This is a genomic window from Nocardia sp. NPDC003963, assembly GCF_053605105.1.
Genome location: NZ_JBSGIP010000001.1, coordinates 303,511 through 318,578, shown reverse-complemented (window position 1 = coordinate 318,578; position 15,068 = coordinate 303,511). Strand labels below are relative to the sequence as shown.

The window sequence follows — 15,068 nt, the reverse complement described above, 5'->3', positions numbered from 1 at the left end:
GCAGCGGTCGCTGTGCGGGAAATCCTTACGATCCGACTGCGCCGAAGCCCGGTCGCACAGCTCTGGACACGACCGTATGGATAGCGTAGCTTTCCATTATGGATACTTCAGGTATCCATAATTGGTTCGCTCCAGAACCGCCGGCCACCCACCGGACCCGCGACCGGACAGGACCCCGATCGATGTACAAACCACTGCTCACCCTCGCCGCGCTCTATCTCGCCGCGATCGGATTCGCGCTACTGCTCGTCCCGGCACAGTTCGGCGTCGGCGCGGTACCCGAGGACGCGTCCCCCGAACTGATCGCCCTACTTCGCCTGCTGGGCGGACCCTTCCTCGGTATCGCACTGCTGAACTGGAGGTCACGCGATATCGACCCGGCCGCACTCGGCAATACGGTCGCCCTGGCGAACCTGACCGGTTTCGGTGTCGTCACCGTCAACGACGTATGGGGTGTGCTGAGTGGGGAAGCGCGCGATGTGGCCGTGCTGTTCGGCGTCGTCCACCTGGCTTTCGCCGCGGCATTCTGCCTCGCCTGGTTCCGCGCCCGGCCCACGCCGGCCGTGGCACCCGAACCGCGCGACGCCTGACATGATCGAGACGCGCGACGATACGAGGAGGAACGGCAGCGAATGCGGATGGCGGAGTTGAGCCGGGAGTCCGGCGTCGCGATCGCGACGATCAAGTACTACCAGCGCGAAGGCCTCCTCCCCTCCGGCGAACTGACCAGTCCCAACCAGGCCCGCTACGGTCCGGCGCATGTGCGGCGGCTCAAACTCGTCCGCGCCCTCATCGAGGTGGCCGGCCTGCCGGTAGCCGGCGTACGCGAGGTCCTGGCCGCGATCGACGAACCGGAAACCTCACTGCACGATGTCCTCGGCTCCGCGCAACCCGGCCTGCCGGCCACCCCCGCCGGGACCGGCACCGAAACCGATCGCGTCTGGGCCGCGCGGCGCATCGACGAGGTGGCGGCGGAACGCGGTTGGCGGCCGCCGCCGGGGTCACCGCTGGTCGAGGCCCTGGTCGGGGTGCTGTGCACCTACCGCGCGGTCGGGCACGAATGGGCGCTGGACAGCCTGTCCGCCTACGCCGAATCCGCGGATCGAGTGGCCGCCGCCGATATCGCGGCACTCGCCCGGCTGAGCACCACGGAGAACATCGTGGAGGGCGCGGTGGTCGGTACCGTCCTCGGCGACAGTCTGCTGGCCGCGCTCCGCCGGGTGGCACACGCCGAAGCCTCGCGACAACGCTTCGATTCGGCCTGACCCGGCGCCGGTGGTTCCGGTTCGCGACACCGGGTTCGCGTTCGCGCGCGACTCCGCGAACATCACGGTCCGGCAGCACTTTCCACGCAGACTCCCGGCGCGTCCGTTACCCGGCGCGCGGTAGTGACCTCCCGGGGATCCGGAAGGTCGGGAGGGTCGCCTATCGGCCGCTCCCCCGTCCGGCTACGGCGGCGCCGAGCATATCGAGAGCGAAATCCCCGTACTGTGCGGCGATCTCCTCCGCGCTCGCACCGCCGGACTCGCGATACCACTGCGAGATCCCGGTACACATGGTGGCGATCGCCCGGCCCGCCGTCCGCGGATGCGCGGTGGTGAGCTCACCGGCCGCCGCGGCCGCGGCGATCTCGTCGTCCAGGATCTGCTGGAGCTCGCGGCGGGAGCGGGCGATCCGGCTCCGGTCCGCGGGCAGCAGGCTGCGCATTTCGCTGGCGCCGATGAATCCCAGTTCCCGGCGATGGGTGTGGAACAGAGCCAGCGCCTCCACGATCAACCGCACCCGCTCCACCCCGTCGTGCCCGTCGGCCCGGGCCGCGCGGATCCGCCAGTGCAGATCGTCCATGGTGAGGTCCAGGATCCGCACCAGCACTTCCTGTTTGTCGCGGTAGTGGTGGTAGAGGCCGGGCACGCTGGTACCCGCCCGGCGGGCCAGTGCGCGCACGGTGGTGCCGTGGTAGCCGATCTCCACGAACAGGGCGATGGCGGCGGTGAGCACCGGGTCGAACCCGGGCGGACCGAACTCCCGCCAGCGTCCGGCACCGGACGTCGCCGCCGGCTGTCCCGGCCGGCCCGCCTGGACGGCCGGGGACCCACCGAGCAGGTCGCGAGCAGGAACACCGAGGGCCGCGGCCAGGTCGGTGAGACGGCCGACCGAGATCCCGGTGCGCCCGTTCTCGAGCGCGCTCAGCGTCGCCGGACTCACCCCTATCCGCCGGGCGACCTCGCGCAGCGACAAACCACCGCCGCGGCGAGCCGCCCGGATCGCCTCATGCGGCGGTAGCGGTGCGTCGGTGGTCGGATCCGGCATGGTGTTCAGAATAACCGAACATTTACCAAGTTGCTCGGTCCGAATGCAGTCGCAGTTAGCGCGGCAATTTTGACATCTTGCTGCCCTGATGAGAGTGTTCATCCGGAGCGATCGCTCGGTTGTCTCAGCGATCCGCCGGAACGCCAGGAGGACTGCGATGCCGATCGATCTCACCTATTCCGCCGATGTCGAGGCGCTCGTGGAACGCACCCGGGTCTTCGTTCGCGAGTCGGTCCTGCCGGTGGAGGACGCCCACCGCGGCGACATCACCGCGGCGGGCGGCGACGAAATCCGGGTCACCCTGCAGGAGCAGGCGCGGGCGGCCGGTGTGTTCGCCCCGCACGCACCGATCGAATACGGCGGGCACGGCCTGTCGATGTCGGACCGGGCGCCGGTGTTCGAAGAGGCGGGCTACTCCCTGTTCGGTCCGACCGCGCTGAATATCGCCGCGCCCGACGAGGGCAATGTGCATATGCTCGCCCATATCGCCGACCCGGAGCAGAAGGCGCGCTACCTGGAACCGCTGGCCCGCGGCGATCTGCGATCCGCCTTCGCGATGACCGAACCCGCCCCCGGCGCCGGCTCGGATCCGTCGGCACTGGCGACCCGGGCGGCGAAGGTGGACGGCGGCTGGCGGATCAACGGCCACAAACATTTCATCACCGGTGCCGACGGGGCCGGTTTCTTCATCATCATGGCCCGCACCTCCGGTGATCCGGGCCAGCGCGGCGGCGCCACCATGTTCCTCGCTCCGGCCGATACCCCCGGCCTGCGGGTCGGCCGCCATATCGACACCCTGGACCGGGCCATGATCGGCGGCCACTGCGAGGTCTTCTTCGAGGATCTGTTCGTGCCCGACGAGGCGGTTCTCGGCGCGGTCGATCGCGGTTTCGAATACGCGCAGGTCCGCCTGGGCCCGGCCCGGATGACCCATGTGATGCGCTGGCTCGGCGCGTGCCGCCGGGGCCACGATGTGGCAGTCGCCTACGTCGCCGAGCGCGAAGGCTTCGGTTCGGTCATCGGCAATCTCGGGCTCGCGCAGAAGATGGTGGCGGACAACGAGATCGATATCGCCGCCACCCGTGCCCTGCTGGTGCGGGCCTGCTGGGAACTCGACAGCGGGCAGCAGGCCGGTAATGCGACGTCGATCGCGAAAACCTTCGCCGCCGAGGCCATCTTCCGCGTCGTCGACCGCAGTATCCAGCTCTGCGGCGGACTCGGTGTCTCCGACGATCTGCCGCTGGCCCGGCTCTCCCGCGAGGTCCGGCCCTTCCGGATCTACGACGGACCCTCCGAGGTGCATCGCTGGGCCATCGCCAAACGTGCCGTGGGGGCGGCTCGCCGGGCGGCCGCCGCGGGCTGACCCACGGGTCCGCCGATGAAAAACGCCGCCAGGTGAATCACCTGGCGGCGTCGAGCCGTCCGGCGCCGAAAGCGCCGCGGCTCCTTCGCCGACGTCCCACAAGCGCCTCTCGGCGAGTGGTCGCTCGTAGCGACAAATGGGGTGAGGCCCGGGGCTGTCCGGACGCCGACAGCCGTTACAACCGGGATACCGCGTGGACTATTCCGGCCGCGGAGTGTGACCCGGCGGACACCCCGTCACGCACTGGTCGCGGACCGAACCGAGCGGCCCGCCCGACCGGAATGTCCACCGGGCAGCACACACCGTGTGGCAACGTCCGTGCGTGCGGCGGCTCATTCGTGATCGTCGGCGAACACCTCGCGTAGTTTCTGCTCCTCTTCATGCGAGAGATTGGTGGAGATCAGCTCCGCCGTCTGCCCGTGGAACTCCTCGTGCACCCGGTCCAGGGTGGTATCGGAGGTGAGTACGAACAGGGCCGAGGTACCGGGTGTGACCTTGTCCTTCAGGTCGGCGATGAACTTGTCGTCGATTCCCACATCGGTCAGTGACCCGCTCACTGCGCCCATCCCGGCGCCGACCGCGGCACCCAGCAACGGGACGAAGAACAACAGTCCGAACAGCAGGCCCCAGAATGCGCCGCTGAGCGCGCCGATCCCGGCGAGGCTGCGCAACTGCCTGGTCTCGGGCCGCTTCGCACCCTCCGGCCAGCTGAGCACCGCCGCGTCGTGAATGGTGACCAGTTGCCGACGCTGCAGATCTTCGAGTGTGGCCACGGCGTTCTCGGCGCCGTCGGCAGTAGGGAACTTCCAGACGGTCAGGGTCCCGGCCATACGGCTCTCCTTCGTCGCGGATTCCTCCGTGCTCTCGCCCGCCGACAGTAGCCACGCCATCCCGGCGCGGCCTCGCACATCGCGGGTGAGATGCGCGTCGGCGGTGGGGGCGGAACCCGATCCTCACCCGCGACGGGTGAGTTCCCACGCCACCGGGACGGCGACAATCACCGGGTCCGCTCCCGAACGACGGCGACGAGGAGTCCACCATGGTCCATCGAACCGGCACCGGGGACGCCCCGCCGGCGGAACCGTTCCAGCGGCAGAGCGTCGCCACCGGTATCTCGATCGTCGCCGCGGTGATGTTGCTGCTGGCCTCGGCGATGTCGGTGCTCGAGGGGGTCGTGGCGATCGCCGGAGACGAACTCTATATCGCCGGTACCGACTACCTCTACGCCTTCGATACCACCACCTGGGGCTGGATCCATCTGGTTCTCGGTGTCATCGGATTCCTGTGCGCCCTCGGGCTGATGTTCGGTACCACCTGGGGACGGTACGCCGCGGTGGCGATCGCGGGCCTGGTCATCATCGCGAACTTCCTGGCCCTGCCCCACTATCCGATGTGGTCGGTGCTGGTGATCGTGCTCAGTATCGCGGTGATCTGGGCGGTGGCCGCCTGGCGTCCGAAGGCCTGAGCACAATCCGCTACCGGTTCAGTGCGCGAGCGCGATCTTGACCACGACGACGACGGTGGCGACCAGCGTCAGCAGCACCGCGACCATGATCGAGGCACGACCGGGATCTTCGCCGCGCAACCGGCCGATCACGAAGACGATTCCGCCGATGCGGATCAGGACGACGAGTTCGGCGAGGATCTGCGCGGAACGGGGTTCGATCCAGTTCCACCAGCCCGTGGCCAGGATCGCGCAGGGCAGTACCGCCGAGGTGAGGATCGGCACCGAGTTGCGCAGTTCGCGGATCCGGTCGTGCACGGTTGCGCTGCGCCGGTGCCGCACACTGTCGCCGACGGTTTCGGCGAAGCTGTGGGCGACGAAGGTGGAGGCCGCGGCGCCGAGGACCACCAGGATTCCGACATGCCCGGGCGCGGTCGCCACCGGCACCAGGGCGGTGAGTACCAGGATGTTGCCGTAGATATAGGCGCTGATGCGGCTGGCGGCGTTCTCCGGGTCCAGCGGCGTGCGGCGGGAGAAGAGCGGGCCGTGGATCAGCGTCTGCTGGTCGGTGTCCATCTCGGTGTCCTCCACGGAGTACCCCTCGGGGGTGCCGGACCCCGTCGACAACACCGGCAGGCGGATCCGGCAACACCTCGGTCGGACGGACGAGGCCCCATAAGTGTGCGCCCGGCCGAGCCGGAAATCGACCTATCGCAATCTATGAGCAATCGACCCGTACAGCAGCCGATACCGGAGCACCCCGACGACTCTCGACCGACGGCACGACCGCTCGACCCCTGGGGGGATATCGAAGCAGAACCTGGCTCGCGCCGCCCCGCGGCAGGCCCTCCGAACGCGGCCGCCGGCTCCGCACAACCCGGACGATCCCTGCCGGCTGTTCGTGCGCCCCCCGATCGCGGCCGGCAGTTCACCCGTGCGCGGTGCCGGTGCTGAATCCCTCGCCGATATCACCACCAGCGCAGCAGTGGATGCAGCGCGCGTCCGAGCGGGCCGGCCAGCGAGCGGGAGAAGCTTGCGCTCAGATGGTGCTCGTCGTGGTAGACGAGAATATTGCCCACGACCACCGGGCACACCTCAGCGCTGCAGACAGCATCACTGAGGTCGATGGGGAAGACATTCGGGAAACGGGACGCCGGTTCGAGCCCGGGGTTGATCTCGTCCAGCGCGTCGATGCGGTGCATCCCGCAGTCGATCGCGGTACCGCCGAAGGCCAGGCAGTCACCGGCCCGGTACGGGACGCCGCCGTCACGGCGCAACCAGGGCGTATCCCGGATCGCGATCACATTCAGGCGGTGATCGGCGAGTGCCGCCCATACATCCGGATAACCGGGCGGAGTTTCGTCGCCGCTTTCCAAACGGGGGTGGCTGCCGATGGTGAACACCCAATCGGGACGTTCGGTCCCTAGCCTGTCGATCACCTCGCGAGACCAGTCGCGGCAGTCCGGGATGGCCTCCCCCTGGTAGGTGGCGTCCTCGGCAACCGTCAGGGCGCAGCCCATTTTGAGGTAGGTCCGGATGCGGAAACTGTGCTCTTCGGCGAGCACCTGGAAGGCGGGCAGCCAGTGCTCCACATGTGAACTGCCCGCCAACGCGATCGTTCGTTCCGCATCCGGGTCGCCGTAGGTGCAGGTGACGACATCACGGGTATCCCAATCGGCGATGCAGCCGTCCAGCGTCGAAGGCGGCAGGTCCGCCGCGACCTCCAATGGGCCGGGACGCACCGGGGCTTCCGGCACGGGCACATCGGAGGCGAGCGCTTCCGCACCGGGATACCGGGCGACCTCGAGATCGCTCGGTACGGTCGCCTGGGCTACGACGAGGGCCTGCCAGGCGACCGTTACCGCGACCAGCGCGACCGCGGCGGCCGCGACCAGCGATCCGGCGATCCGCTGGTACAGCCGGATCCCACCGCCCGCGGTGGCGCCGGGCCGGGAACGCAACCGGAGCGGTTGTTCGACCCAGCGGTGCGTGCACCAGGCCAGGAGCAGCGATAGCGCGATGATCGCCGTTCCACCGGCGAGACCCGCCTGCGGCTGTTCCCGGTAGGCGAGATAGAAGATCAGAATCGGCCAGTGCCACAGGTACAGCGGATAGGCGATATCCCCGAGCCGGCGCGCGACGGACGTGGCCAGGATCCGATTCGGCCACGGCCGGAGTTCCGGGGCCGGCCCGCTCCCGGACAGGATCAGTGCCACGCAAGCGCCGACGGGCAACAGAGCGGCCGGGCCGGGAAACCGGTTGGCGCCGTCCACGATCAGCCATCCACATCCGACCACCCCGGCCAGCCCCAGCCAGGCCAGGACATGACGCAGCGGGCGCGTGGGCGACCAGAAGGGCGCGGCGAGTACCAGGGCCGCACCCGCCAGCAGTTCCCAGGCGCGGGCGAAGCTGTCGTAATAGTTCCAGCCCTGATAGGTGACCGTGCCGTACGCCGCATACGCGAACGATGTGACCGCGGCCCCGGCCACGATCACCGCCAGCACCGGCCGGGCGAAGCGGTGATACCGACCCCGGCACAGCACGGCCACCCCCGCCACGACGAGTAGCGCCGCCAGATAGTACTGACCCTGTACCGACATCGACCACAGGTGCTGGAGCGGACTCACCGACGGATCCGCCGCCAGATAGTCCGACCAGGTCCAGGCGAGCTGCCAGTTCTGGTAGTAGAACATCGACGCCAGCGTCTGAGTGGCGATATCCGCCCATTGCGTATAGGGCCGCAGAACCACGGCCGCGCCGACAACCGCGATGAGCACCACGATCAACGCCGGCAGCAGTCTGCGCAGCGTCCGGCGCACCGTGAACCACACACCCACCGACCCGGTGGCATCGGCCCGGCGCAACAGCAGACCGGTGAAGAAGAAGCCCGACAGCACCAAGAAGACGTCCACGCCGCCGGATACCCGGCCCATCCAGATGTGGAATACCACCACCAGCGCGATCGCCACCCCGCGCAGACCGTCCAGGTCCGCGCGATACGCCGCGGCCGAGGAACCACTCGCGGCGAACGCCGCACCGGTCCGGGGCCCGGCCGACGACCTGTCGGCTACCGCACCGGCGCCCGTTCCGAGATGCCCCTGCCCTCCGGACGACCGAGGCACACGGCCGGGCAAATCCGACACAGCCATGCCAAAACCCATTTCCTAACCACCGTGGAGCCGGTCGCGTCATCGTGCGGACGCCCGCTGCTGCCGCTCGACACCAGGCTCCACGCGGCGGCACGACCTGTGCGGTGCCGGACCGCGTACACCATTTCCCACCTGCTTCCACTGTATCGGACGCTTCTCACTCCTCCGGGCTCCCATCCCTGCGCCACCGTCGCACCGGACCGGACACAGGTTCGTACCGGGCAGTACCGGCTCGACCGCCGGTTCGGCACGGGCCCGATCGAGGGCGTGCGCCGCCCGAGCCCACACCTCATCGGTTTCCCATACCGAAGATCGAGCCGCCGCGCGGCTGCGTCCCCTCGGAGAGGGGCGGGGCCATGCCATTCCTGAACCCGCTGACGGGTGGCGCCGCTCCCCTGTGCCCAACCCCCTTCGACACACGCCCTAGGGGTCCAGCGGGTTGTTCCGCGTCACGATCAGCGGGTCGGCCGGGGTGAGCGGCAGGTCCGGCAATTCGTCGAGGGCGACGCCGAAAGTAGCCGCCAGCACCTTGCGCGAATACGCGCTCATCGACGCGCGATAACCGATATCGGCCGGTGTGGGCTGATCGAAGAAGATCAGCAGATGGATCCGGGGTGCGTCGATCACCTCGATATGGTGCGGATAGGCGCGCGGGACGAAGTACACCTCACCGGCGTTCACCGTATAGGTGTCCAGGTTCCCGTCGGGATCCATGATCGTCATCCGCGCCGAGCCCTCGTGGACATAACCCATCTCGGCAGTGACCGGGTGCCAGTGGGGTTCGCGCATACCGTCCTCGCGGATCCGCAGCGAATACATCGAGATATCGCGCAGGGCCGGCCAGAACTGCGCCCGGGCGGTGCGCGCCGAACCGACCGGTGAGTCCACCGGCGCGGGCATGGCCTCGACGGCGAAGTGGTGCGGATCGCCGAAATGGGCCCCGGCGGGGATATCCGGTTCGCCGTCGCGCCGGGCGACCAGCCGCGCGGTGGTGCTGCGGCGGATATCGGCGAACGCGGCCGCGGGCAGGTCGTAGGTGTTGCCGAGCACGGCATCGGTCATCGCACCCACCGCGGCACTGAGACCGAAATCCTCGGGCCGTTCGTGACGGAAGCCGAGGACGAACTCGGCATCGGTATCACCGATGTTCTCGACATGGTGCAGCGCGCCGGAGTCGATATGGAACATCTCCCCCGCCGCGACCGTGAACGAGGAGAATCTGCTGCCGTCGTCCAGCACCGATACCAGCGCCCGCCCGGCGGTGCAGTAGGTGAGTTCGGTGGCATTGGCATGCCAGTGGGGTTCACGGAAGGCACCGGGCGCCAGGGTGAGACGTTTGATCGACAGTCCCGAAAGGATCGGGAAACTGTCGGCGGTGAGCCTGGTCAGCGAACCGAGTTCACTACGGTAGATCTCTTCGCCCTGCCACAGGGATGCGACGTGGACCGACGGTGTGCGCATAGATCCTCCTTGCTCGCAGATGACCTCTCATCGATCATCCGCTCGCGGCAACTCACCGGCCATCGGCCCACAGCCCACATCTGTATCGGGGCCGGATTCCACTCAGCGGATCGGGTGGTTCGCATTTTCGGTGTGATCGCCGACTCTCGGTATTCATGGGCAGCGATGTGATGGGGCACGGATGACCGGCTTGATGGGTGACAGTATCGCCGCTGGGATGGCGCAGTACTATCGGCCCGAATATGCCGCACCCGCCGTAGGATTCCTCGCCCACCGGGAAGTTCCCATCTCCGGAGAGATGTTCGTAATCGGCGGCGACCATATGCGACGTGTGTTCGTCGGCGTCGGACAGGGACATCGAGCAGATTCCGGGGAACTGTCCATGGAACGGATCCGCGACAACTTTGCGACCGTCATGAGCACCCAGGGACATATCGTCGCACAGAACACGCTGGACAAGGTCATGCTCGACCCTCGGGTTCCCTGGGAGGACGGGGTCGACACCGTATTCTAGGCACGGCGCCGAGCCTGCCCCCACCGCACTCCGCCGAGTACCTCCACGATCGCGCCGGACCACAGACGGAGCGACAGCAGGAGGCTGGAATGCGGCGTCGGTGAAAAGCGACCGGCCGGGAAAGTGATCCTGGGACCGCGGCGCTCAGGGCGCGCAGCGGGGCGGCCGCGTCCGGGGCGCCCTATTACACACCGAAATTTCTGTCGGCGGACCGGGTGCGTTCCGCTGAACGGGAACGCCACCGGCCGGTAGTCGATACCACAGGCACGCTGGCCGGGAAACGCAACCCGGACAGGAAGGACGACACAGTGCACGGAGGGACCGCACGGTGAACGAGACCGATGGCCGCGTGGCAGTAGTCACCGGCGCCTCGCGCGGCGCCGGTAAGGGGATCGCGCTGGCCCTGGCCGGCAGCGGTGCGACCGTCTACGTCACCGGCCGCACCCAGGAGGAAGGGCGCAGCGCCGACGGGTTACCCGGCACCATCTACCGAACTGCCGAAGAAATCACGGCCCGCGGCGGTACGGGTATTCCGGTGGTCTGCGACCACGGTGACGAAACCCAGGTACGCGCTCTTTTCGAGCGAATCGGGCATGAGCACGGGCGACTCGACATATTGGTGAACAATGCCACCGCACTGTCGGCATCACCCGGAGCGCCCGGTCTGCCTTTCTGGCAGCGACCACTCGCCGACGAGTTGAAACCGCTCGATGTCGGCCTCCGCTCCCACTTCGTCGCCACCTACTACGCGGCCCCGCTACTGGTACGCGGTGGCGGGCTGGTCGTGCACACTTCTTCTCCGGGGGCACGCACCTACCTCCCCGGAGTACACGGCCCGGTATACGGGGCCGGGAAAGCCGGCTCGGACAAACTGGCCCATGACATGGCGCAGGAGTTCCGCCCGCACGGTGTCGCGGTCGTCTCGATCTGGATGGGTGTCCTGGACACAGAACAGCTCCGGCGCGGCGAACTCGGTGCCGATCGGTTGGTCGGCACGTTGTTTCCTGGTGTCGAATCACCCGAGATGACCGGCCGGGTGATCGGAGCCCTGGCCGACGATCCGGCGGTGATGGCGCGCACCGGACACACCTACTGGGGATCCGAACTGGCGAGCGAGTACGGGATAACCGATACCGACGGTTCGGTTCCGCCGTCGTATCGCGAGTGGCTCGGTGCGCCGTCGGATTTCCCGGCGGTGGCACCCACGTACGCCGCCTTCCTGGCGGAACGGGACGCCCGCACTCGGGAGGACCGCACGACGGTTCTGCGCCCGAACGGTCCGAGGCAGCCCGGCGAGCCCGCGAACACAGGTGCCGACCGGATAGCCGTCAGCGACCACGACCGCATAATGGCGATCGAACATCTCAAGTATCGATACTGGCGAGCCTGTGATGCCAAGGACCCCGCGGGTATTCGCGCGTGCTTCGTCGAGACCGGTGCGGATATCGATTTCGGCCCGCTCGGCCGCTTCGATGCCGACGGTTTGACTCAGGTGTTCCAGGACATCGCGCTGCGCACGCACGAAGGCGGGCACCGAATCCTCGATATGCACCACGGCATGATGCCGGACATAACCCTCCTCGGCGCCGCCGAGGCCGTCGGATCCTGGACACTGCGCTTCACCCAGCTCGATCTGCGTGCCCGGACACAGACACTCGCGGCCATCGAATACGACGACCGTTACGTGCTCGAAAATGGTGAGTGGCGCATGAGCACATGTCACTCTCGTACCCTCTGGTCGGTAACCCAGCCGCTGCCGCCGGACGCCACGATCACCGACAACATCGGCTGACCACCGGGCCGCCCGCACCGGGCGGCCCGGGACCGTCGTCATACCCGCCCGCCTCTGGCCCGGTCGGATATTCTCTCCGCGATTCGCGGCAACCTGCGCCATCATGGGCATCACCGCTGCTGCCACCGGCCCACCGATCATGAGCAGGTGGGCCGGTGGGGTAGTTACCAATCCTGCCAGGGGATGATCGTCCGCAGCGGACTGTCGAAGAGCTTCTCTCCGACCACCGGTCGCAGCGAACCGCCGCCTACGGTGGCCGAGTCCTGTTCCAATTCCACAAGCGAACGAGTCACCTCGGCGGGGTCGTCGTCGAGGTACAGCATCCGGATGCGGATCGACCCCGGCGAGTATTCACGATTCCCGTCGCCGAGGGGCAGGGTGGGATGTTTCTGTAGCGAATGCAGAGAGAAGGTCCACGCTCCCGCCACTCCGGGGCAGTCGAGTAGTGCGGGAATGCCGACGCGGTCGTCCCATCGGAACTGCTCGTGCACGTCGACGCCGTGTGGCTGCGCGAAGTGGGTGACGGTGAGATGTAACCCGCGGTTGGGGCGGAAAGGCAGTGCGTCCGCCGACACCCCGATGCGCGGGGCCGCGTATCCCTTGACGGGGGTGAAGAATCCGAGCAGCGGTCGCCGGACACCCGGCAGTTGAGGGCCTCTGCCCCACTGGAAGGAATCCTCGCCCAGTTTCGTCCACGCGGCGACGCTGTCGTCATATGGCGGGCGGAACCAGTACATCGCCACATAGTCGATCTCGGACAGGTCCGGGGACGACGACCTGTCCAGTGTGGTGTATTCGGTCGGCCGCGCCCATCGATCGCCCCAGGCGACGCCGGGCAGCAGCAGGTTCTCCGGGCGGTGGTCCAGCTGATGCCATTCGTTGTATTCACGGTGTACGCCGGGATCGGTGAGATCGATGAAGGAGAAGAACGCGTGTTCCGAGAACATATAGCCTGCCGATTCGATTCGATGAACAATTTCCGGGCGGTTCCGGGCGACCGGACCGCCGGCGCCGGAGGTGAGCACTGTGCCGGTCGCCGGGCATCCGGACGGCCCGGCACGGGGTGCCATCTCACCACCGTCGATCATGACGCGAACACGGCCGGTACGTCCGAGGGTCTTTCCACTGAATGGGCACCGAAATATCCGCGTGCGTACTCTCGCGGCGAGACGCCGACTGCGACAGTCCTGGCTTACTGACCGTCTCTACGCCGGTTCACTCCGCGATCCCGGCTCACTTCCCGCTCAACGGAACACACTCTGGTCACAGATGATGACCGATGGCGTAATTCTCTCAGCTCTCGCGAAGTGATCCGAGATATCACCCCGCGCGGCAATTCGACCCACTCGTGCGCCGACCGCCCGGTGCGGCTCTGGATCGCCTCACCGACACCGACGACTACACCAACCGACGGCGCACGATCTGCGGTACTGCTCGCTTCACCATGACAAAGGAGTCATTCGTTGAGAATCCGAGACCGGGTGACATCCTCGGTGGGCGCGGTAGCCGCCGTACTGTTGCTCACCTCGTGTACCGGCTCGGCCACCGTGGAACGTCGCCCGGCCGGGGAACCCCGGCACGGGGGGACGGTGACGCTGGCCTGGAATACCGAGTCCCAATCCGTGGATCCGGTGACCTGCGCCATCGGTATCGGGTTGGGACCCTGCCAAGCGATCTACGGCGCCCTGCTCTATTACGACTCCGAAGCCCGCGAAGTCGTGCCCGGTATGGCGGAATCGTTCACGAGCGAAGATGGAAAACACTGGACATTGAAACTCCGCCCTGGGGTCACTTTCACCGACGGCACCCCGTTCGATGCCGCGGCGGTGGCGTTCAATTGGGAACGCGCGCTGGACCCGAGCATGCTCTCCCCCAGTAGGGCCGCGGCGAAAACCATGCGCTGGAGAGTTGTCGACACACTGAACTTGGCGGTGACCTCCACGGAGGTCAATCACCAACTTCCCTATCAGCTCACCGAGTCACTCGCGTTCGTCGGTTCTCCCACAGCCATCGAACGCAAGGGCGCGGACTTCGCCAATGCTCCGGTCGGAGCCGGCCCGTTCGTCTTCGCTTCCTGGACACGCGGCACCGAACTGGTTCTCGAACGCAATCCCGACTATTGGGACCGCCCCCGGCCGTATCTCGACAGATTCGTCTACAAGACGATCCCCGCCGACGACCAGCGCTACAACGCCCTACAGGCCGACGAAGTGGATGTCATGGTCGTGGTCAGCGATAGGTACGCCGAACGCGCCCGAACCGCCGGGATGGAGGTCGTCCAGTCCACGATGCTCGGCGGAAACGGGGTGCGTCTCAGCAGCCGAGGCGCCCTGACCGATCCAGACCTTCGCACCGCCATCGGGAAGTTGATCGACAACAAGCAGATCTTGGCCGCGGCCTTCCCGGGTGACGACGGCGCCGACTACTTCATGCCCGAGGATCATCCGCTCTTCGACAAGGCCGCGAAATGGCCGGACAAGGACGTCGACGGCGCGCAACGGCTCGTCGACAGTTACCGAGCCCGCCATGGCGGGGAGAGAGTCTCCCTGTCGTATATCACGACCGCGGGTAGTCCGATCCTGACCCGAGTGGCCGAAGTCTTGCAGGCCCAACTCCAGCAGGCCGACGGCCTCGAGCTCGTCATCGAACCACTGGACGGCGCCGGCTACGCGAGCGCGCTGGTCTCCGGCGACTACGATCTGATCCTCTCCTCACTCGGTACCGCGCACCCCGAGAACCTTTATCGCATATTCCATTCGAAGGGCTCCGGCAACCCGGCGAAGTACTCGAATCCCACCGTGGACCGGGCGCTGGAACTCACCCACACCTCCAGCGACCCTGCCATTGTCGACGAGGCCTACCGAACCGCGATCCGGGAACTCGTGGCCACCACCGCCTACCGATACTGGCGGCCCTCCAGGACGAGCCTGCTGCTCCGTCCGGAGGTCTACGGCGTCGAACCGGCGTACCAATACTGGATGCGCCCGGAATCGGCCTGGATACAGGAGTGAAGTCCGATATGACAAGCTCGAGCG

13 protein-coding genes are annotated in these 15,068 nt (G+C 67.4%); 7 read left to right on the top strand and 6 right to left on the bottom strand.

What is annotated here, in order from left to right; translation table 11 throughout:
* The first annotated feature begins 182 nt into the window (after window positions 1-182).
* The gene (locus ACWEWT_RS01470; protein ID WP_452555024.1) at window positions 183-590 is read left to right on the top strand and encodes a hypothetical protein; all 408 of its coding nucleotides are present in this window, start codon (window positions 183-185) and stop codon (window positions 588-590) included.
* A 48-nt stretch (window positions 591-638) separates the two neighbouring features.
* On the top strand, window positions 639-1,265 hold the full coding sequence (locus ACWEWT_RS01465) for a MerR family transcriptional regulator (RefSeq protein ID WP_452555023.1): 627 nt from the start codon (window positions 639-641) through the stop codon (window positions 1,263-1,265).
* Window positions 1,266-1,425: 160 nt separating this feature from the next.
* On the opposite strand, the gene ACWEWT_RS01460 is transcribed toward ACWEWT_RS01465, so the two are convergent.
* The gene (locus ACWEWT_RS01460; protein ID WP_452555021.1) at window positions 1,426-2,310 is read right to left on the bottom strand and encodes a helix-turn-helix domain-containing protein; all 885 of its coding nucleotides are present in this window, start codon (window positions 2,308-2,310) and stop codon (window positions 1,426-1,428) included.
* Window positions 2,311-2,467: 157 nt separating this feature from the next.
* Between ACWEWT_RS01460 and ACWEWT_RS01455 the strand changes: the two genes are divergently transcribed.
* Window positions 2,468-3,673, top strand: a complete 1,206-nt coding sequence (locus ACWEWT_RS01455) for an acyl-CoA dehydrogenase family protein (protein WP_452555019.1) — start codon at window positions 2,468-2,470, stop codon at window positions 3,671-3,673.
* A gap of 332 nt (window positions 3,674-4,005) precedes the next feature.
* On the opposite strand, the gene ACWEWT_RS01450 is transcribed toward ACWEWT_RS01455, so the two are convergent.
* Complete coding sequence (locus ACWEWT_RS01450) at window positions 4,006-4,503, bottom strand: DUF1269 domain-containing protein (protein ID WP_452555016.1); 498 nt, start codon at window positions 4,501-4,503, stop codon at window positions 4,006-4,008.
* Between the two features lie 209 nt (window positions 4,504-4,712).
* On the opposite strand from ACWEWT_RS01450, the gene ACWEWT_RS01445 reads away from it, so the two are divergent.
* Window positions 4,713-5,138, top strand: a complete 426-nt coding sequence (locus ACWEWT_RS01445) for a DUF7144 family membrane protein (RefSeq protein ID WP_452555014.1) — start codon at window positions 4,713-4,715, stop codon at window positions 5,136-5,138.
* A gap of 18 nt (window positions 5,139-5,156) precedes the next feature.
* On the opposite strand, the gene ACWEWT_RS01440 is transcribed toward ACWEWT_RS01445, so the two are convergent.
* From ACWEWT_RS01440 to ACWEWT_RS01430, 3 genes are all read right to left on the bottom strand, one after another.
* Complete coding sequence (locus ACWEWT_RS01440; RefSeq protein ID WP_452555012.1) at window positions 5,157-5,693, bottom strand: hypothetical protein; 537 nt, start codon at window positions 5,691-5,693, stop codon at window positions 5,157-5,159.
* Between the two features lie 392 nt (window positions 5,694-6,085).
* Entirely contained in the window at window positions 6,086-8,239 is a 2,154-nt protein-coding gene (locus ACWEWT_RS01435; protein WP_452555010.1) for an acyltransferase family protein, read from the bottom strand.
* A 450-nt stretch (window positions 8,240-8,689) separates the two neighbouring features.
* Window positions 8,690-9,727 (bottom strand): cupin domain-containing protein, encoded by a 1,038-nt coding sequence (locus ACWEWT_RS01430; protein WP_452555008.1) that lies wholly within the window; start codon window positions 9,725-9,727, stop codon window positions 8,690-8,692.
* Window positions 9,728-9,908: 181 nt separating this feature from the next.
* Here ACWEWT_RS01430 and ACWEWT_RS01425 point away from each other — a divergent pair, with 181 nt between their 5' ends.
* Window positions 9,909-10,241: a hypothetical protein gene (locus ACWEWT_RS01425; RefSeq protein WP_452555006.1), complete on the top strand. Its 333-nt coding sequence runs from the start codon at window positions 9,909-9,911 to the stop codon at window positions 10,239-10,241.
* A gap of 328 nt (window positions 10,242-10,569) precedes the next feature.
* Window positions 10,570-12,033 (top strand): SDR family NAD(P)-dependent oxidoreductase, encoded by a 1,464-nt coding sequence (locus tag ACWEWT_RS01420; protein ID WP_452555004.1) that lies wholly within the window; start codon window positions 10,570-10,572, stop codon window positions 12,031-12,033.
* Between the two features lie 164 nt (window positions 12,034-12,197).
* Here ACWEWT_RS01420 and ACWEWT_RS01415 read toward each other — a convergent pair whose 3' ends face one another.
* Window positions 12,198-13,103: a hypothetical protein gene (locus ACWEWT_RS01415; protein ID WP_452555002.1), complete on the bottom strand. Its 906-nt coding sequence runs from the start codon at window positions 13,101-13,103 to the stop codon at window positions 12,198-12,200.
* A gap of 393 nt (window positions 13,104-13,496) precedes the next feature.
* On the opposite strand from ACWEWT_RS01415, the gene ACWEWT_RS01410 reads away from it, so the two are divergent.
* Window positions 13,497-15,044 (top strand): ABC transporter substrate-binding protein, encoded by a 1,548-nt coding sequence (locus ACWEWT_RS01410; RefSeq protein ID WP_452555000.1) that lies wholly within the window; start codon window positions 13,497-13,499, stop codon window positions 15,042-15,044.
* The last annotated feature ends 24 nt before the right edge of the window (window positions 15,045-15,068 follow it).

Coding starts and splice junctions, on each gene's coding strand:
- ACWEWT_RS01455 (WP_452555019.1), top strand. CDS start 2,468: ATGCCGATCGATCTCACCTATTCCGCCGATGTCGAGGCGCTCGTGGAA.
- ACWEWT_RS01440 (WP_452555012.1), bottom strand. CDS start 5,693: ATGGACACCGACCAGCAGACGCTGATCCACGGCCCGCTCTTCTCCCGC.
- ACWEWT_RS01450 (WP_452555016.1), bottom strand. CDS start 4,503: ATGGCCGGGACCCTGACCGTCTGGAAGTTCCCTACTGCCGACGGCGCC.
- ACWEWT_RS01445 (WP_452555014.1), top strand. CDS start 4,713: ATGGTCCATCGAACCGGCACCGGGGACGCCCCGCCGGCGGAACCGTTC.
- ACWEWT_RS01460 (WP_452555021.1), bottom strand. CDS start 2,310: ATGCCGGATCCGACCACCGACGCACCGCTACCGCCGCATGAGGCGATC.
- ACWEWT_RS01430 (WP_452555008.1), bottom strand. CDS start 9,727: ATGCGCACACCGTCGGTCCACGTCGCATCCCTGTGGCAGGGCGAAGAG.
- ACWEWT_RS01425 (WP_452555006.1), top strand. CDS start 9,909: ATGACCGGCTTGATGGGTGACAGTATCGCCGCTGGGATGGCGCAGTAC.
- ACWEWT_RS01470 (WP_452555024.1), top strand. CDS start 183: ATGTACAAACCACTGCTCACCCTCGCCGCGCTCTATCTCGCCGCGATC.
- ACWEWT_RS01415 (WP_452555002.1), bottom strand. CDS start 13,103: ATGGCACCCCGTGCCGGGCCGTCCGGATGCCCGGCGACCGGCACAGTG.
- ACWEWT_RS01465 (WP_452555023.1), top strand. CDS start 639: ATGGCGGAGTTGAGCCGGGAGTCCGGCGTCGCGATCGCGACGATCAAG.